Raw genomic sequence first — 16,012 nt, forward strand, 5'->3', positions numbered from 1 at the left:
GGCCGCACGATGAAGAGCAAAAGTTAGCATGATCGTTACCATGTTCGGGAGTCACATAGGAGATCAGATCCTGGAAATCGGGAAAAGTGCCAATCAGTTCACAATATTTGTGTATAAGAGTCAGGTTCCTCACCTTCACCACGTCCCCGCTTGTCATAGCGCCGCTGAGCCTGTTTTTTACTCGTACTTCCTAAACAGGAGACAGAGTAGAGATATTGTTGCTGCAGCCACGTCTATGAAGTGTCGAGTAATTGACCTCGTGATGGCCTGTCCAAAAGGTGGGTGTCCTAGTTGTCGTCCCGTATATCGAGTTTCCATATAGAGCGGCAGGTCTGATTAGCGAAGCGTAATCAGACGTTCGCGAACGATAAACGCTGGGTGGCTCATCTGTTGATATCTTGAAAAGTCAGCCTAACCTGTTGAGGCTTTACCGGTTTTAGCTACTGATAATTCATAATATTTTGCCGTACGAACTCAATAAAGACGCGCGTTTTTGCCGGTAGATATTGACGGTTTGCATAAACAGCAAACAACTGCAATGGGGCCGGGGGTAACTCAAGTTCAATTTCAATCAAGCTGCCATCATCAATAAACTCTTGGCAAGACACCTTGGCAAGAATGGCAAACCCTACACCGGCTATTGCTGCTTTTAACGCCAGTTCGCCACTATTGACCCGGTAGTGTTCATTCACCTGAATGGTGGAAAATTCACTGTTTGTGCGAGTAAATTGCCAAGGCATCCCTTTCAGGGCGCTCACCGTAGTGATACAGGGGAGCTCTTTTAGTTGTGACGTATGGTTGGGAAGTCCCCACTTCTGGATCAGTGAAGGGGAGCCAACAACAGTGCAGGGAATGGTTGTCAGATGGTTGGCTATGTAATCGCAATCATCCATCTTGCCTCTGTGAATGATGATTGCCATGTCCAAATCCTCTCTTAATGATTCAAGTCCGGACAGGTTGGTAATACAGCTGATTTTTATCTCGGGATGTTGACAGGCAAAGTCAGCGATGGCGGTACCGAGCAGTTTTGGACCTGCTTCATTGGGGATACAGATGCGTAATGGCCCCTTCAGCTGAATCTGTTGTGATGTCAATTCAGCCTCGGTTTGCTCCAGTGATTCCAGTAATGGCTTGACTCGGGTATAGAGCAGTTGCCCTGCCTGTGTGAGTTTCATATGGCGGGTAGTGCGTTCAATCAGTTGAAGGTCCAAGGCTTCTTCCAATTGAGAGATACTGCGGCTCACATTTGACGTGGGTATTTGAAGGGTTTTAGATGCCCCGACAAAACTGCTATTTTCAACCACTGCAATGAAAATTCTCAGCGCATTCAATTCCATGCCTGTACGCATTGATTATCCCTGATATGATAACAATCTGTGCCATTTTAACGGATAAAATTAAATTGTGATAGTGGATATACTGTTTATCTCTAAAGATTGAGAGTAAATACTATGATGTTAGATAAAAATAATGTGGATGAAAAAACGCACATTAATAGTTCGCCTATGGATATTAACGTTGTCTGGCTAGCCGCATTGATTCAATTGGTCAGTGCTCTTGATTTTATGATGATAATGCCTCTTGGGCCTGATTTATCTCGTGCGCTAAATATAAGCCCAACCTATATAGGGTATTTAGGGGGCGGGTATGCACTGGCAGCCGCATTATCATCATTACTGTGTGCCAGATATCTCGACCGATTTGATAGAAAACATGTTGCACTGATCTCATTGTTCGGCATCACGCTATTCACCTGGGCGTGCGCGTTAGCATGGAATATGGAAAGTTTATTTTTTACCCGCTTGCTGGCCGGTGTGTTTGCCGGTCCGGCAACATCCATCGCTCTGGCGATCGTTGTGGATGCCACGCCACTACAGCAACGTGGTCGAGCGATGGCCATAGTGATGGGGGCTTTCTCGTTGTCAGCGATTGCCGGTGTCCCCTTGGGATTGGAGCTGGCCATGTTAAAAGGATGGAGTGCACCTTTCTATGTCGTTGGTGGTTTGGGATTGTGTGTCTGCGTGGCGGTATATATAAGGTTGCCCGGGATGACTGCCCACTTGGAACGGAGCCAGAAGGTTTTTTCATCCATTCAAATGTTGAAACGACCTGTGGTGTGGAATGCGTTTATGGCAATTGGATTGGCAATTTTCAGTACCTTCCTTATTGTGCCAAATATTGCAGCTTATTTTCAATTCAACCTTGATGTACCGCGTGGTGATATGAGTCATTACTATCTCATGGGCGGTATTTTTAGCTTGCTTGCGATGCAGTTTGGTGGATATTTTATTGACCGTTTTGGCGCAATGGGAGTGACGGTTTTGATGGGGGTATTGACGATTGCCGTTGTTTGGGACGGCTTCTTACGTGAACCCCGGTTGCCGACCATGGTGATTTTCACGTTATTCATGGTGGTTACGTCGACACGGACGATCACCGTTGCTGCTGTGAACAGTCAAGTGGCCGCGCCTTGGGAAAGAGCGGGGTTCATGTCATTGCAGAATGTTTTCCAACATATATTCAGTGGCTTGGCTGCCGTAGTTTCTTCGATGATGTTAACTAATGTTGATGGCCACCTTGGTAACATGACTATATTGGCTTGGTTGACCATAGCGCTGACGATTATTCAACCACTCTTTCTATATCAGTTACTCACACGTTTATGTTTGGTGACCAAATCACCGAATGCTTGAGTAACGGCGTGTGTAGTGGGGGGGCTCATCGCCGGATATAACAACGCCCGGCAAACCGGGCGTTGTGGTGCGACTGAATGGGGCGGCGAAAACGCCCCCTAGAAGTTGTGGTAGAGCGGCCAGCCGAGCAGCGGGTGCTTGAGACCGGCGCGCATTTCGATGTTGTCGAGCTTCTCCGGCGAGGCGTTCTCTTGTTGCAGCTGCTGGTACTGGCGCACAAAGCCGAGGGTATGCAGCAGGTTGGGGATAAACCCCTTGCTGAGCTCCTGACGCAGACCGGCGATCAGCTCGCCCGGCAGCTCTGCCAGCAGCCGCTCCAGCTGGGCGGCCAGATAGTCGGTGTCGTACCACTCTTCATTGAGCTCAATCTCCCGCGCCAGTTTGCGTTTGAGATCCTGCTTCACCTTCAATTTGGCGGCGCCGCTGCCATTGCCACAGAGGATGCGATAGAGCAGGGCCTCGGCCAGCTTGTCCTCCATGGTGGGGTGGTCGTTCTCGCAGGCGAAGAAGTGCTGATCGATCAGGCTCATCAGGCGGGCCTTGTTATGTTCGGCCAGCGCCTTCTCGTACTCCTGCCAACCTTGCCACTCCTCCACATCCGGCGGGCTGGAGATCTTGTCCAAGAGCCGCGCGTCCACGTCGCCATAGAGGCTGTTGCTACCGGGCTGCTTGGCGCTGACCGAGATCAGCATGGACCAACCCTTCTGGAACGGCTTGATGGGCCCCTCCGGCGCCTGCAGCAGGGCCAGTGCCCGGGCAAGGTCCCGTTGCGACAGCTCCAGCAGGCCCAGGCTCACCACGCCGATGACGTCGTGGGCGGCCTGTTCCAGCAGATGCATCTTGTACTTGTTGTAGTACTTGTCGGCGAATTTGAGGCTCATCAACATCGCCTTGCCCTTGATCTGGCCCAGCTGCTGATCGCTCAAGTGTTCGCTCTCGCGGCCAAAGCGCAGCACCTGAGAGAGAAAGGGGCCCTGATTGACGTCGCGTATCACTAGTTGCATGACGGGGTTCCTCAATCCAGGAAGCTGAACATGTCGTCGACTTCGGCGTACTCGTCGGAGGCCTCGTTCTTCTCTTTGGCCTGCATCACCAGCTCGCTGGCGAACTTGCTGATGATCCCTTCCCAGCTGGAGTGCTCATTGCGCAGCAGTGCCTTGATGGATTTTTCCACCTCGGGGGTCAGCTCGCGGATCAGCATCAACAGGCTGCGCGGGTCATCCAGCGGGTAGTCGTGGGCATTTTCGCTCTGCTGGCGGTCGCTGTAGGAGAGCGCCTCTTCCAGATCTTCCTCTTCGGCGTGCAGCGTGTCGTGGAAGCCCTCTTCATCGTCGAAGCGCTCACCGCGATAGAACTCGATAAAGGGGATGGCGAGGTAGAAGAGACCGGCCGGATCCTCGGCGATGCACTCCAGGATCTCTGCCTGCTTGGCGTCGCTCTCCTGGGTGCGGATCAGGTAGTTGAGGAAGTCGAAGGTGTGCTGCTGCAGCTCTTCGGCGTTGTTCTTGATCGCCTCTTCCCAGTAGAGGGGCTGCTGGCAGACGATGTCGCGGATCCGCTCCGGGGTCATCAGCTCGGAGATGATCGACGGGAATGACATGTCGTGCTGGCCGTTGATCTGGGTCAGGGTGACGATATCAATCTGTTCAATGACTTCGGCCAATTGATCGTCGGACATGGTTTTGGCGATCAGCTCAAATTTTTCGCTGGCCTGCTTCGGCTCGATCACGGCCAGCTCTTTGATCTCGATGGCGGTAATTTCTATCAGACTGTGCATGCTGTGCCTCAAGTTAGAAACGTACTTCGTCGTACATGTCTTGATCGCCGTCGTCGTCACCATCACCGTTATAGTCGGCGTCAGCGTTTTCCCCGTCGTCATCGTCGTCGCTAAGCTCGTAGTCGTCATCGGCACGGCGGCCACCGCGCGGCTGCGGGCTCTCTTTTGGATGGCAGAGCTGGAACAGCACGGCGCAGGCTTCGATCAGCTGATCTTCGCTCTGGGCCCGCACCGCTTTCACCAGCGGCAGGTCGGCATTATTGAACGCCACCGACACCTTGAACTCGTCCCATGAGGGTTGTACGCCGCTGGTGAGCCATTTGTTCCACTCGGGCTTGGCCTTGGCCGGAAACTGCACCCGGCCATAGAGGGCGAGCGGCAGGTATTCCGGCATGAACTCCAGCATGCTCATGTCGGCCAGCAGCAGGGTCTTCATCTGGCTGGTGAACTGCTCCAGTGCCTTGGGCTGATCCTGATCCCGGTAGGATTCGATGTTTTCGCTGGCATCACTCATCAGCGCTTTGATGCGCGCCTGATCCCATTTTTTTTGCATAGTGGCTCTTCTTTCTTGCGTCGGCATCAGGGGTAGAACTGATCCCACATCTCCTGCATGGCAGCAGCGGGATCGGTCACGATAACGTTGTTGAAATCCTTGATAAAGGCGGCCCGCTGTTTCGGGTCTGACAGCACTTCATAGGCCTGCTTTACCTGGTGCAGCTTGATGGCTGCCAGCTCTCGCTCTTCTTCGCTCGCCCCTAACAGCTTGTCTGGGTGGTACTGGTTCGACAGCCGGCGATAGGCTTTCTTGATGTCGTTTTCGTTGGCGTTGGACTTGACGCCCAGCACCCGAAAGTAGTTGTTCATGGCAGATCCTGCATCACTGGCATCATCGGATTCACACTGCGGGTGCCTGATGGTGGAGCGTAAGAAACCAGGCACGGCAAAAACCCGTCATTTTAACGGAAACAGGCCAACTCCGCCATGAATAGGAGGCGATATGGCAAGCAAGTTGCTAAGGCGAGTTAAGTTCCGATCGCTGCCATTTTGGCAAGAAGGGGGAGTGAGATGTGTGATCAAGGTTAAAAAACGCCCGGCAGGCCGGGCGTTGGGTCATGTGAACTGGGTGACTCCGTCAGTCGCGGTCAATGCCCCGGCGCTGCCAGCTTGCGACCCAGCGGGCGGTCGATCCCCCAGGGGCCACAACCCTGCACCACCAGCAAGATGCACAGCAATATATAGACAGACTCGGGCAGATAGAGCAGCCAGCTATACCATTCGAGCCCGGTCACGTTGGCGGGGATCTGGTGCAGACCTATGGTCACCAGGGCAACCGTGTTGATGACCAGCAGTGCCAGCGCAGACAACCGGGTTAACAGACCGAGAGTCAGCAGCACGCCAAACAGGGTTTCACAGGTCGCAACAAAGATTGCCATCAAGGCCGGGTAGGGGAGACCTGCTGCGATCATGGTATGCAACATGGCCTCTTGGTTAGCGGGTTGAATCAATTTATTCAGGCCAGATGCAAAGAAAAACAGACCAAAGGAGATCCGGATCAGTGCCAGCGGCCAGAAATAGCGACCACTTCGGGTCGACAGCAAACATGTGATGAGGGATTTCATTACCACTCCTGTTCCTTTATAAGCATGTGAACCTGAGCGCTGATGCGGCGGCGGGCGTTGCCCCGCTCGCTTGGGCAAAAGTCACGGCTATCTCGATAATGTTTGGCGCCCTTTTCCCAAGGGACAGGGCGCCAGCGTTGTCGCCAGTCGGGTCGATTCAGCTAAAGCGGGCCCATGCCAGGCGCATTTTGAGACCCAGCCCCGAACTCCAGCCTGTCGTCGTGCTGACCACCTTGCCGTCCTTGACGATGAGGAAGCTGGGAGTGACGCTCACTTGCCAGCGGGCGGCGAGGTTGCCCTGTTCATCGTTATAGGTCGGAAAGGTCAGCCCCTTCCTGGTCATCCCTTGCTGCAACTGGATAGAGTTGCCAGAGCGCAGCGCGACCGTCAGCACGTTCTCACCCTCTTGCCAGAGCTGCTCCACAGTTGGGGTGGTGAAGCGGCAGACGCCGCACCAGCTGGCCCAGTAGTAGACCAGCAGCGGCTTGTCCCGGCTCATGGCCTGCAGGTCGGCGGTGGTGCCATCTTGCAGAATGAGGGTGGGCAGCGGGCCGTCTTCTGGTAGTGCCGGGCTGCGCCAGAAGTCCAGTGCCGTCGAGATGACCAGCGCCATCAGCAGCAGCCAGAGTGCCTCTTTACCCCAGCGTCGCCAGCGGGGTTGGGGGGCGATTGTCTCTGTCATGGTTTACCCCTGTTTGGCCAGTTCGGCTTGCACGATTTGCTCCAGCTCCTCATAGGGGATGGCGCCCGACACCAGCTGGTTGCCGACAAGGGTCGCCGGTGTGCCCTGCACCCCCAGAAGCGTGCCGATGCGAAGGCTGTTGCGCAGCTCCTCGGTGGCCTTGGCGTCGGGCTTGAGCGCGGTATTGCCGGTGGCCGCCAGCGCCTTGTTGATATCCGCCTCGGTCAGCATTCCCTGCTTGCTCATCAGCTTGTCGTGCAGGGTGAGGAAGCGGGCAGGATCTTGCTGCCACAGCGTCAGGCTGTACTGGGCCGCCTTGGCAGAGGTCTGCCCCTTGAACGGCAGCAGCTTGATCACCAGCCCCAGATCGTCCGGATGGGCCTTGAGCAGCTGGGTCAGATGAGGATCGAACTGTTTGCAGTAGGGGCAGTTGTAGTCGGTGAACAGCACCAGCGTCAGCTTGGGGTTCTTGGCACCGAGGCGCGGGCTGGTCGCACTGTTGAACAGCACATCCTGATTGCCCTTGATGAAGTTGCCGAGCTGCGCCTGTTGGGCCGCTGCATTCTGCTTCTCCCAGGATTCGGCTGCCTCGTCGAGGATCTTGGGGTTGGCCACCAGAGTCTCGCGGATCAGCTCCTTGATACGTGCCTCCTGTTCCGGGGTGAAGGGGGCCGCGTGCAGGGCCGGAGCCAGCAGGGCGGCAGAGAGGGAGGCCAGCAGGGTCAGGGTATACAGGGTCGGTTTCATTTCGTGTCTCCTTGAGAAGTGGCAATGCCTGCTTGCGCCAGGGTGGCAAGCAGAGTCGGTCGGTCCAGCAGAGGGGAGAGGGTCTCGCCACCCTGCAGGCCGGGCCCGTAGATCTGGTTGAAGGGAATGGCCACGCTGCCACGCTGGCGCAAGAAGTCAGCGATGCTGGCAGAGGGACGGCTCCAGTCTCCACGCAGGGCCACCACATCGGGGGCGCTCAGGGCTTTTTGCACATCATCTCGCAGAAGCACGTTGAATTTGTTGGCTTTACAGGTAATGCACCAGTCGGCGGTGACATCGACAAAGACCCGTTTGTTCTGCGCCAGCGCGTCCTGGATGGCTTGCTCCGACAGTGGCTGCCAGTTGACGGTATCTTGCCGGGGTTTTCCTTCCATCGTAAAGGCGCCGCCCAGCAGCAGGGCTCCACCCAGTAGACAGGTGAGGGCCAGTCCCAGGGTCACACCCCGCATGCCATGGCGCCACAGGACGGCCAGCAGCAGGGTGGCCAGCATCAGCGCCATCAGGATCAGCATCCAGAAGTGGCCGACATGGTTGCCGAGCAGACTGAGCAGCCAGAGGCTGGAGCCCAGCATCATCAGACCGAGCAGCATACGCAGGCGCCCCATCCAGCGGCCCGGTTTCGGCAGCCAGAGTGCAAGACGGGGGAAGGCGGCGATCAGCAGCCAGGGCAGGCTCATGCCAAGGCCAAGCGCGGTGAAGATGAGCCAGAGCTGACCGAGCGGTGCCCCGAGCGCAAAGGCGACCGCAGTGCCGAGGAAGGGCGCCGAGCAGGGGGTGGCCAGCAGGGTAGCAAAGCACCCTTGCAGGAAGTGACCGCCCAGGCTGTTGCCACCCGTGGTGGCGAGGCGGGTAGTGAGGTTGCTCGGCAGCCTTAACTCGAACAGCCCCAGCAAGTTGGCACAAAACAGCAGGGTGACCACCACCATGAAGCCGATAAACCAGACGCTCTGGAACTGGATACCCCAACCGACCGCTCCCTGGGTGGCGCGCAGCAGTGTGCTCATCAGTGCCAGCGCCCAGAAAGAGACCAGGATGCCAGCACTGGCCGCCAGAAATTGCAGACGAACCGGGCGGCGCTCACGGGTTGTTAGCTGTAATACCGACCCCAGCTTGAGTGCCAGCACCGGCAGCACGCAGGGCATCAGATTGAGGATAAGGCCACCCAACAGGGCGGCGCCCAGCAGCCAGAACAGCGAGTGGCCCTGACTCGGCAGGGTCAGCGGGTCACCTATGCTGAGCTCGCTCTGCCAGGCTTGTTCACCGTTGGCCAGTACAAACCCGAGTTGCTGGGCGCGAATGTCGGGCGCATCGCCCTGCCAGCCATCGCTGACCGGAATGCGGGCAATCAGGGTGTTGCCTTGCACCTCCAGCTCGGGTTTGCCAAATTCGGCGCCCTCCAGCCGCTGGAGGAAAATCTTCGGATCCTGCCAGCCTTGCGGGTTGTCGGCGGTCAATTGCAGCTGGTTTTGCTGATAACCAGCCTTGAGGGTGACGCTGCCCGGCATGGCTTGTGGCAGCTTGCTCATCGCCTGGGCGTAGGCAAAGTCGAACCCTTCTGGCGTAGTGCCATCGACTGCGAGGGTAAAGGGGTAGTCGGTCAGGATGCAGACGTTGCTGCAGGTCGAAAGGCGCAGTGTGCCCGTCAGCGCCTCGCGGCGGCTGTGGGTCAGGCTGATGGGGAGGCTGACGGCTTGCCGATAGCCCTGGGCCGAGATGCCGCTGACGTCAAATCGCTCCGGCACGGGCCAGTACCACTGCTGCGCGGGTTGAGGGTCATCCCAGAATATTTCAGGGGCGATGCCGCCTTCTCCCGGGTTCTGCCAATAGGTCTTCCAACCGGATTCGAGCTCCAGGCTCAGCAGCACGCGAGTTTGGGCGGGATCGCGGGTGTCGGCTTGCAGCCGCACCCTGGCGTGATCATTCTGGGGGCTGACAAGCCAGCCGGTATCGCTGGCCAATCCCATGGATTGCCACAGCAGGCCGCCCATCAACAGGGCAGTCTTGATGATTTTTGTCATATTGTTGTCTCTTGAAAATGAAAGTCAGGGGTAGATAACCGCCGCTAACTCATTCTCGCCAGACGCAGAAAGTAAGATGTAGTCGCCGTTCAGGCGGAGATATGTTGCGAGGGGGGGGCAAGGCAGGCGAGCGCCGCGACAACGGCGCCAGCAGGGCAATCACGAAGGCGATGGCAAAGAAGATCTGTTCGACACAGAGCAGGCTGGCGGCACTGAGCCACTTGCCATTGAGCTGGCAACTGCTCGGCTGAGGCGTCGCTGGCTGCGCATCGTCGGCATCGACACCGGAAGAGGGGAGGAGTTGAACCTGGCAACTGAGGGCTTGATCGAGTTGAGCCAGCCGGGCCAGCGGCTGGGCCGCACAGTTGAGCACCAGAATGCAGACCAGCAGCAGGAGTCTTGTCGCCACGCGTTGTCGCAAAATCATGCTAGCCCTACCCTGTTGAATGGTGCCTATCCTATCGATCAACCATGACCGGAGCAAGTCAGCAGAATTCGATGCGACCATCTGTGCACATCGTGGTGGGCGGTTCTGTTTGGCGAACGCTTGTTCGCTAAAAGGGGGACCAGTATACTGCGCCAAGTTAAAATCCGAGGTGTTCGATGCTCAAACTTGCCCGTGTGCTGCTGCTTACCCTGCTGCTCGTTTTCTGGTTCGTGTTTGGTCTGTTGCTCTGTCTGGTGCGTCCGCGTCATCCCAACAACGTCTTTGTTTTCGCCCGCATGTACCATGCGATCTGCCCGCTGCTCGGGCTCAAGGTCAAGGTAACCATACCGGACGAGGTAAAGTCGCTCGGTCCGGCGGTTTATGTCTGCAATCACCAGAGCAATTTCGACATCTTCACCGTGACAGGTGCTGTCATGCCCGGCGTGGTGGCGGTCGGCAAGAAGAGTCTGCTGTGGCTGCCCTTCTTCGGCCAGCTCTTCTGGCTCTCAGGCAACGTGCTGATCGATCGCTCCAACCGCTCCCGTGCCATCGGCACCATAGGCCAGGTGGTGGATCGCATCAAGAATCATGGCACCTCCATCTGGATGTTCCCGGAAGGTACTCGCTCCAAGGGGCGTGGCCTGCTGCCGTTCAAGGCTGGCGCCTTCCACACCGCCGTGCAGGCCGAGGTGCCCGTGGTGCCCATCGTTTGCTCCAGCTACTTTGGCCAGATCGACCTGAACCGCTGGGACAATGGTGAAGTGCTGCTGGAAATGTTGCCGCCCGTGTGCAGCAAGGAGCATGGCGCAGCCGGTATTCGCGAGTTGTCTGACAACTGCCGTGCACAGATGGAAGCCAAGCTGGTCGAACTGGACAGCAAGCTGGGTCGCCATCAAGCCGCCTGACTCTGAACGGAAGACGACATAGAGGGAGCCGCTGGCTCCCTTTTTTGTTGGTTAAAATCACCACCTTGTTGGCAAATTTCACCAGAAAACCCTGCTTGCATCTTGCCGATAAATCCCCATCTAGTTGTAAAGCAACAATAAATTTTCTTGGCACGGCTCTTGTAATGCTATGGGAAGAGATAGCCATCCCCATGAACAAGGAGCCAGACCATGAGCGTATTTAGCCGCCTGACCGACGTGATCAATGCCAACCTGCACAGCTTGCTCGACAAGAGCGAAGAGCCGGAGAAGATGCTGCGACTGATGATCGAAGAGATGGAGCAGGTGCAGGTCGAGATGAGAACCCAGGCCGCCCGCGTCATCGCCGAGCAGAAGCAGCTGGAGCGCCACCAGCAGGCGCTGCAACACCAGGTTCTGGAGTGGTCGGCCAAGGCCGAGCTCGCCATCCAGAAGGGACGTGAGGATCTGGCCCGTGCCGCCCTCACTGAAAAACTGGCCGAGGCTAAAAAATGTGACCAGCTGGAACAGGACAAGGTCCGGGTGGCCGAGGTGCTTGCCCAGCTCACCGCCGACAGCGAGCGACTGGCCGCCAAGCTGACCGAAGCCCGCGAGAAGCAGAAGATGTTGACCCTGCGCGAACAGACCGCCCATAGCCGGATCCGGGCCCGTGCCCAGGTCGATAACCAGCGCATGCATGAGCTGATGGCCCGTTTCGACGGTTTTCAGGGCCGGGTCGATCAGCTGGAAGCTCAGCTGGAGGCGGCGACCCTGGGGCAGAATCCTTCGTTGGAGGCCCAGTTCCGCGAGCTGGAACTGAACGACGAGATTGAGCGCGAACTGGCCCGGCTGAAGGGTCAGAAGGTGGGGGCATAAGCATGACGCCCTGGCCGAAGGACCTTGCTCATCGCAAGTTGACCGGGGTTTGCGCCGGTATTGCCAACCGGCTGGGGCTCTCGAGGGTGACGGTACGGATAGTGGCGCTGATTGCCCTGATCCTGATGCCGCCACTGACCCTGGCCGCCTATCTGCTGGCGGTGCTGATCATGCCACCCCATCGTGAATTGAAGCGCTGGCTGGATTGACCCCTGGGGTCATTCAGCCGGTAAGAGAAGCCTGCGAGGAGCAGAACATGCTGGAATTTATTGTCTTGATGCTGGTGTTGGTGGCCATGGCGCTGGCCGGGTTTACCGTGCTAGCCATGCTGCTGGTGAGCGGTCTCTTCGTGCTGTTTGGCGCGCTGGCCGGCATGTTCGCTCTGATCATCAAGCTGGCGCCCTGGTTGCTGGTGCTGCTGGTGGTGTGCTGGCTCATCAGCAACCGGCGCAAGCAACCCAATACCTACCGTTAAGCCTCCCTGCTATCGGATCCTTCCTTGGCCACTGCTCGCAGTGGCCTTTTTTGTGGCCTCTTCATTGCCGGGTCAATCGCTGCCAGCCAAGGCTGACTCCAGTCGGCCCAGCCATCCGGTTCTCGTACCAGGCGCTCCTTGAAGGCCTTGCTCTGCTGTTTGAGGCGGTATTCGAGTCGCAGTGCCGCCCCCTTGTCGCCCACACTCTGCTGCCAGACCAGCGTGAGTGGCCCCTTGCCGCGCAGGGCGCGGGATCCCTTGCCGCTCTGGTGCTGGCGCAACCGCCTGATCGGATCCGTGCTGATACCCGTATAGAGCAGGCCGGCTGCGGTGCGCACCAGATAGAGGGACCATTGGCCGGGTGGGGGTGAGCTGGTCGGTTTTGTGTCCATCGCTGCGTTTCTCATTCGATCTGTCTGTGCCAAACTCAAGAGCAGTCCAAGGAGGTGCGATGCGAGTCTGGTTGTGGTTGTGGTGCCTGTTGTCGGTCCCGGCTCTGGGTGAGACGATCCGTCTCTATGATTACCATCAGCATCCCCCTTTCATGACAGGGGAGAAGACGGGGCTGAGCCGGGATCTGGTCAAGTATCTCAATGAAAGGCTCGGCGGAGAACCCAGGCTTGAACTCTGGCTGGTGAATCGGGCCAGATTGGCGCTGGAGATGTCGGATCCTGGCTTCGACGGTCTGGAGGCCTGGGTCAATCCTGTCTGGGTGGGGGATCCCCAGCACGAACGTTATCTGTGGACCTTCCCTGTCATGCGCGACACCAACGAGCTCATCTCCAGCGCGGCCAGACCCGTCACCTATCGCGGCCCGGATTCACTCAAGGGGCTGATCTTCGGTGGCATAGAGGGCTATCGCTATCAAGGCATCGATGATGCTGTGGCCCGGGGCGAGCTGGTGCGCCACGATGCCAAGAAGGTCAAAACCAATTTCAGCCTGCTGATACGGGGCCGCATTGATGTGACCCTGGTGCCGGGCTCGGCACTGTCTTTCTTCATCAATGACGCTTATGAGGGCAAGTTGTTCATCTCGCCCTTTCCCCAATCCAGCTATACCCGCCATATTCTGGTTCCCAAATCCCGTGCCGATCTCCATGCCCGGCTGAACGACATCGCCGGGCAGATGGACATGGATCCCGCGTGGCACGCCATCCTGGAATCCTATCGTGGCAGACCCTGAGCTGGGTTGCCGGCACCGCGCCTGAGCCGGTGCAGTGGTAGCAGGCTCACCAGCAGACCCGCCCAGACGAAGGCAAATCCCACCGATTTCACCGGATCCGCCGTCTCGCCAAACCAGAAGATGGCGAGCAGGAAGGCGAGGCTGGGCTCGATATATTGCAGCAGCCCCACAGTGCTCATGCGGGTGCGCGCCACGGCGTAGCAGAACAGGCCCACCGGCAGCAGGGTGGCGGGGGCGCTGCCCATCAGCAGCAGCCGTTCGGCCCAGTCACCGGACATAAACTGGCTCATGCCGTTCAGGGCAAGCCAGCCGATGATCAGCAGAGCAACCGGCAGCTGGACCAGGGCTTCGAGGTAGAGGCTGACGCCAGCATCGTAGTGCACCTTCTTCTTGAGCAGGCCATAAAAAGCGAAGTTGGCACCCATGATGAGGGAGAACCAGGGCAGCTGGCCGTAGGAGAACAGCATGTAGGCCAGCCCCGCCAGTGCCAGGGCGACCGCCAGATGTTTTTGCGGGGTGAGCCGCTCCTTGAGGAAGAGGACTGCGAACACGATATTGAACAGCGGAGTCATGAAGAAGGCGAGGCTGGTGGCCAGCACCTGACCCGTGGTCAGGCACCAGGTAAACATGCACCAGCTGATGGACATGACCGGGCCCGCCAGCAGTATGAGGCAAAGCTGACGGGGTTCACTGCGCAGGCGTGCCCAGGGCACCCGGTAGCCGAGCAGGGAAAAGAGGGTTCCCAGCAGTACCGCCGACCAGAGGACCCGGTGGGAGAGCAACTCCCACATGTTGACCTCTGGCATGAACTGGTAATAGAGGGGCAGCATGCCCCACAGCACGAATGAGAGGGCCGCGCTGCCGGTGCCCATCCAGTTCTTCATCTCTCTCCGTTTATTAAATTAAACATTTGTGGTCGCATGATAAGTATCCTCTGAGACTTTCACAAGCAGGATAGAGGGGGAAATCCTGTTACTATCGGGGCATGAACCGACTCGATACGTTGTTTGAACAGATCCGGGCCTGCCGGTTATGCGAGGCTCATTTGCCACTGGGGCCACGCCCGGTGATCCGTGGCGCCGAGAGCGCCCGCTTGCTGATCATCGGCCAGGCGCCAGGTACCCGCGTTCATGCCAGCGGCATCCCCTGGGATGACCCCTCTGGCGATAGGCTGCGTCACTGGCTCGGCGTGGATAAGGTCACTTTCTACGACGAGTCCCGCATCGCCATCATGCCGATGGGGCTCTGCTACCCCGGCAGGGGAAAATCCGGCGATCTGCCACCCAGACCCGAGTGCGCGCCCACCTGGCACGACAAGGTGTTGATGCTGCTGCCCAATATTGAGCTGACCCTGCTCATCGGCCAGTATGCGCAAGCCTACTACCTGCGGGGGGCAGCCAAGGGGTCGCTCACCGAGACGGTGCGCAGCTGGGCTGACTATGGCCCCGGCTGGCTGCCGTTGCCGCACCCGTCTCCCCGCAATACCTTCTGGCTCAAGAAGAACCTCTGGTTCGAGCAGGAGGTGATCCCTCATCTGCAACAAAGGGTCGCCCCCTTGCTGGTGCGACCCTAGTATTGGCCTCTGTGTCAGACCGCAGGTTCCGTCAGCGGTTTTGGTTTGTTGCGCGCCATGGCAACCAGCGGGATGATGATGCACAGGCACCCCAGCAGCAGCGGCAGACCCGGTTGCTCGTCAAACATCCAGACCCCGATGGCGACCGCCATCAAGAGGCCAGTGTATTCCGCCGAGGCGATCTTGCTTGCCTCTGCCTTGCGATAGGCCACCACGCACAAGCCGGCATAGACCATGATCAGCGCCGATGAGCCGAAGGCGGGCCACCACATCTGCCACTGCCAGTCGCCCCCTTCCCACAGTGCCAGCGCCAGTATGAAGGGCATGCTCAGCACGTTGGTGAAGAACAGGGTCTGGGCGATGGGCTGCTTGAGCGGGATCCGCTTGATCAGCAAGTTGTTGAGTGCCATGGAGAGCGCGACCCCGAGCGCGGCCAGCGCGGCCCAGTTCACCTCGGTTGGTCGAAGTACGATCAAGACCCCGATAAAACCGATGAGCGCGGTCAGCACCTTCTGGCGTGAGATCGCTTCCCCCGCCATCCATACCGCCAGCGGCACCATCATCAGGGGGGCCGCATAGAAGAGGGCGTTGGCGGTGGCGAGCGGCAAGCGGGTGAGGGCGACCACCATCAGGCAGACGCCGACCGCCCAGATGTGGGCCCGCAGCAGGTGCCACTTGATGGCTACCGGCGGATTGCGACGCCATGACCAGAGCAGCCAGGGCATCAGCAGAATGGCGGCTGAGAGCTGGCGAAAGAAGACAAACTAATGGAATGGTCGCCCCTCCCCAAAACGGCATCTAACGTGTCAAAGTGGCGAATGAAACTTTCCACTGATTGAGAGAGGCGACCGTGATGAACATTACAACGATTGGTATCGATCTGGCAAAATCTTGCATCCAAGTCCATTGCGTCGATGTGCACGGCAAGCGGATCCTCAACAAGAAACTCAAACGCGAGCAGGTGGTGCCGTTCTTCAGCAACCGACCCGCCTGTCTGATTGGCATGGAGGCCTGCGGCA

Annotated in this window: 19 protein-coding genes and 2 pseudogenes; 8 read left to right on the plus strand and 13 right to left on the minus strand. The window is 58.0% G+C overall.

Annotated elements, in window-relative coordinates:
* Positions 1–440: 440 nt before the first annotated feature.
* Positions 441–1,349: a LysR family transcriptional regulator gene (locus GWQ22_RS18510; RefSeq protein WP_275931223.1), complete on the minus strand. Its 909-nt coding sequence runs from the start codon at positions 1,347–1,349 to the stop codon at positions 441–443.
* Between the two features lie 87 nt (positions 1,350–1,436).
* Between GWQ22_RS18510 and GWQ22_RS18515 the strand changes: the two genes are divergently transcribed.
* Positions 1,437–2,693, plus strand: coding sequence for an MFS transporter (locus GWQ22_RS18515; RefSeq protein ID WP_275931224.1), 1,257 nt, complete (start codon positions 1,437–1,439; stop codon positions 2,691–2,693).
* Positions 2,694–2,791: 98 nt separating this feature from the next.
* On the opposite strand, the gene GWQ22_RS18520 is transcribed toward GWQ22_RS18515, so the two are convergent.
* From GWQ22_RS18520 to GWQ22_RS18560, 9 genes are all read right to left on the minus strand, one after another.
* Positions 2,792–3,697 carry a hypothetical protein gene (locus tag GWQ22_RS18520; protein WP_275931225.1) on the minus strand — a complete coding sequence of 302 codons (906 nt, stop codon included), beginning with the start codon at positions 3,695–3,697 and terminating at the stop codon, positions 2,792–2,794.
* An 11-nt stretch (positions 3,698–3,708) separates the two neighbouring features.
* Entirely contained in the window at positions 3,709–4,470 is a 762-nt protein-coding gene (locus tag GWQ22_RS18525) for a hypothetical protein (protein ID WP_275931226.1), read from the minus strand.
* Between the two features lie 13 nt (positions 4,471–4,483).
* Positions 4,484–5,023, minus strand: a complete 540-nt coding sequence (locus tag GWQ22_RS18530; protein WP_275931227.1) for a hypothetical protein — start codon at positions 5,021–5,023, stop codon at positions 4,484–4,486.
* A 26-nt stretch (positions 5,024–5,049) separates the two neighbouring features.
* A complete protein-coding gene (locus GWQ22_RS18535) occupies positions 5,050–5,334 on the minus strand; it encodes a DnaJ domain-containing protein (protein ID WP_033135738.1) in 285 nt (94 codons plus the stop codon).
* Positions 5,335–5,612: 278 nt separating this feature from the next.
* The gene (locus GWQ22_RS18540; RefSeq protein ID WP_212512724.1) at positions 5,613–6,089 is read right to left on the minus strand and encodes a DoxX family protein; all 477 of its coding nucleotides are present in this window, start codon (positions 6,087–6,089) and stop codon (positions 5,613–5,615) included.
* A 157-nt stretch (positions 6,090–6,246) separates the two neighbouring features.
* Positions 6,247–6,771: a protein disulfide oxidoreductase gene (locus GWQ22_RS18545; RefSeq protein ID WP_275931228.1), complete on the minus strand. Its 525-nt coding sequence runs from the start codon at positions 6,769–6,771 to the stop codon at positions 6,247–6,249.
* 3 nt (positions 6,772–6,774) lie between these two features.
* Positions 6,775–7,518 carry a DsbA family protein gene (locus tag GWQ22_RS18550; RefSeq protein ID WP_275931229.1) on the minus strand — a complete coding sequence of 248 codons (744 nt, stop codon included), beginning with the start codon at positions 7,516–7,518 and terminating at the stop codon, positions 6,775–6,777.
* Positions 7,515–9,557: a protein-disulfide reductase DsbD domain-containing protein gene (locus GWQ22_RS18555; RefSeq protein WP_275931230.1), complete on the minus strand. Its 2,043-nt coding sequence runs from the start codon at positions 9,555–9,557 to the stop codon at positions 7,515–7,517. The genes GWQ22_RS18550 and GWQ22_RS18555 overlap by 4 nt, the downstream gene beginning before the upstream one ends.
* A 49-nt stretch (positions 9,558–9,606) precedes the next feature.
* A complete protein-coding gene (locus GWQ22_RS18560) occupies positions 9,607–9,984 on the minus strand; it encodes a hypothetical protein (protein ID WP_042035292.1) in 378 nt (125 codons plus the stop codon).
* Between the two features lie 176 nt (positions 9,985–10,160).
* Here GWQ22_RS18560 and GWQ22_RS18565 point away from each other — a divergent pair, with 176 nt between their 5' ends.
* The 4 genes from GWQ22_RS18565 (at position 10,161) to pspG (ending at position 12,237) form a co-directional block, all read left to right on the plus strand.
* Positions 10,161–10,889 (plus strand): 1-acylglycerol-3-phosphate O-acyltransferase, encoded by a 729-nt coding sequence (locus GWQ22_RS18565; protein WP_042035290.1) that lies wholly within the window; start codon positions 10,161–10,163, stop codon positions 10,887–10,889.
* Between the two features lie 210 nt (positions 10,890–11,099).
* Positions 11,100–11,762, plus strand: a complete 663-nt coding sequence (gene pspA, locus GWQ22_RS18570) for a phage shock protein PspA (protein ID WP_275931231.1) — start codon at positions 11,100–11,102, stop codon at positions 11,760–11,762.
* A 2-nt stretch (positions 11,763–11,764) separates the two neighbouring features.
* Positions 11,765–11,971 carry a PspC domain-containing protein gene (locus GWQ22_RS18575; protein ID WP_042035287.1) on the plus strand — a complete coding sequence of 69 codons (207 nt, stop codon included), beginning with the start codon at positions 11,765–11,767 and terminating at the stop codon, positions 11,969–11,971.
* 47 nt (positions 11,972–12,018) lie between these two features.
* On the plus strand, positions 12,019–12,237 hold the full coding sequence (pspG, locus tag GWQ22_RS18580; RefSeq protein ID WP_042035286.1) for an envelope stress response protein PspG: 219 nt from the start codon (positions 12,019–12,021) through the stop codon (positions 12,235–12,237).
* On the opposite strand, the gene GWQ22_RS18585 is transcribed toward pspG, so the two are convergent.
* Positions 12,234–12,644, minus strand: a complete 411-nt coding sequence (locus GWQ22_RS18585) for a GIY-YIG nuclease family protein (RefSeq protein WP_108536626.1) — start codon at positions 12,642–12,644, stop codon at positions 12,234–12,236. The genes pspG and GWQ22_RS18585 overlap by 4 nt on opposite strands.
* Before the next feature lie 44 nt (positions 12,645–12,688).
* On the opposite strand from GWQ22_RS18585, the gene GWQ22_RS18590 reads away from it, so the two are divergent.
* Complete coding sequence (locus tag GWQ22_RS18590) at positions 12,689–13,420, plus strand: transporter substrate-binding domain-containing protein (RefSeq protein WP_275931232.1); 732 nt, start codon at positions 12,689–12,691, stop codon at positions 13,418–13,420.
* Here GWQ22_RS18590 and rarD read toward each other — a convergent pair.
* Entirely contained in the window at positions 13,402–14,304 is a 903-nt protein-coding gene (gene rarD, locus GWQ22_RS18595) for an EamA family transporter RarD (RefSeq protein WP_108536624.1), read from the minus strand. The genes GWQ22_RS18590 and rarD overlap by 19 nt on opposite strands.
* Before the next feature lie 101 nt (positions 14,305–14,405).
* Here rarD and GWQ22_RS18600 point away from each other — a divergent pair, with 101 nt between their 5' ends.
* Positions 14,406–14,993: a uracil-DNA glycosylase family protein gene (locus GWQ22_RS18600; RefSeq protein WP_275931233.1), complete on the plus strand. Its 588-nt coding sequence runs from the start codon at positions 14,406–14,408 to the stop codon at positions 14,991–14,993.
* Positions 14,994–15,007: 14 nt separating this feature from the next.
* On the opposite strand, the pseudogene GWQ22_RS18605 reads toward GWQ22_RS18600, so the two are convergent.
* Positions 15,008–15,757 (minus strand): annotated as a pseudogene (locus tag GWQ22_RS18605) (DMT family transporter); the annotation flags it as partial.
* Positions 15,758–15,846: 89 nt separating this feature from the next.
* On the opposite strand from GWQ22_RS18605, the pseudogene GWQ22_RS18610 reads away from it, so the two are divergent.
* Positions 15,847–16,012 (plus strand): annotated as a pseudogene (locus GWQ22_RS18610) (IS110 family transposase); the annotation flags it as partial.

Origin of the sequence: Aeromonas sp. 1HA1 (assembly GCF_029237385.1) — a bacterium.
Lineage (GTDB): Bacteria > Pseudomonadota > Gammaproteobacteria > Enterobacterales > Aeromonadaceae > Aeromonas > Aeromonas popoffii.

What these genes read in the sequence shown, in the direction of transcription:
- GWQ22_RS18510 (WP_275931223.1), bottom strand. Translation starts at nt 1,349, where the DNA reads ATGCGTACAGGCATGGAATTGAATGCGCTGAGAATTTTCATTGCAGTG.
- GWQ22_RS18520 (WP_275931225.1), bottom strand. Translation starts at nt 3,697, where the DNA reads ATGCAACTAGTGATACGCGACGTCAATCAGGGCCCCTTTCTCTCTCAG.
- GWQ22_RS18525 (WP_275931226.1), bottom strand. Translation starts at nt 4,470, where the DNA reads ATGCACAGTCTGATAGAAATTACCGCCATCGAGATCAAAGAGCTGGCC.
- GWQ22_RS18530 (WP_275931227.1), bottom strand. Translation starts at nt 5,023, where the DNA reads ATGCAAAAAAAATGGGATCAGGCGCGCATCAAAGCGCTGATGAGTGAT.
- GWQ22_RS18535 (WP_033135738.1), bottom strand. Translation starts at nt 5,334, where the DNA reads ATGAACAACTACTTTCGGGTGCTGGGCGTCAAGTCCAACGCCAACGAA.
- GWQ22_RS18540 (WP_212512724.1), bottom strand. Translation starts at nt 6,089, where the DNA reads ATGAAATCCCTCATCACATGTTTGCTGTCGACCCGAAGTGGTCGCTAT.
- GWQ22_RS18545 (WP_275931228.1), bottom strand. Translation starts at nt 6,771, where the DNA reads ATGACAGAGACAATCGCCCCCCAACCCCGCTGGCGACGCTGGGGTAAA.
- GWQ22_RS18550 (WP_275931229.1), bottom strand. Translation starts at nt 7,518, where the DNA reads ATGAAACCGACCCTGTATACCCTGACCCTGCTGGCCTCCCTCTCTGCC.
- GWQ22_RS18555 (WP_275931230.1), bottom strand. Translation starts at nt 9,557, where the DNA reads ATGACAAAAATCATCAAGACTGCCCTGTTGATGGGCGGCCTGCTGTGG.
- GWQ22_RS18560 (WP_042035292.1), bottom strand. Translation starts at nt 9,984, where the DNA reads ATGATTTTGCGACAACGCGTGGCGACAAGACTCCTGCTGCTGGTCTGC.
- GWQ22_RS18565 (WP_042035290.1), top strand. Translation starts at nt 10,161, where the DNA reads ATGCTCAAACTTGCCCGTGTGCTGCTGCTTACCCTGCTGCTCGTTTTC.
- pspA (WP_275931231.1), top strand. Translation starts at nt 11,100, where the DNA reads ATGAGCGTATTTAGCCGCCTGACCGACGTGATCAATGCCAACCTGCAC.
- GWQ22_RS18575 (WP_042035287.1), top strand. Translation starts at nt 11,765, where the DNA reads ATGACGCCCTGGCCGAAGGACCTTGCTCATCGCAAGTTGACCGGGGTT.
- pspG (WP_042035286.1), top strand. Translation starts at nt 12,019, where the DNA reads ATGCTGGAATTTATTGTCTTGATGCTGGTGTTGGTGGCCATGGCGCTG.
- GWQ22_RS18585 (WP_108536626.1), bottom strand. Translation starts at nt 12,644, where the DNA reads ATGAGAAACGCAGCGATGGACACAAAACCGACCAGCTCACCCCCACCC.
- GWQ22_RS18590 (WP_275931232.1), top strand. Translation starts at nt 12,689, where the DNA reads ATGCGAGTCTGGTTGTGGTTGTGGTGCCTGTTGTCGGTCCCGGCTCTG.
- rarD (WP_108536624.1), bottom strand. Translation starts at nt 14,304, where the DNA reads ATGAAGAACTGGATGGGCACCGGCAGCGCGGCCCTCTCATTCGTGCTG.
- GWQ22_RS18600 (WP_275931233.1), top strand. Translation starts at nt 14,406, where the DNA reads ATGAACCGACTCGATACGTTGTTTGAACAGATCCGGGCCTGCCGGTTA.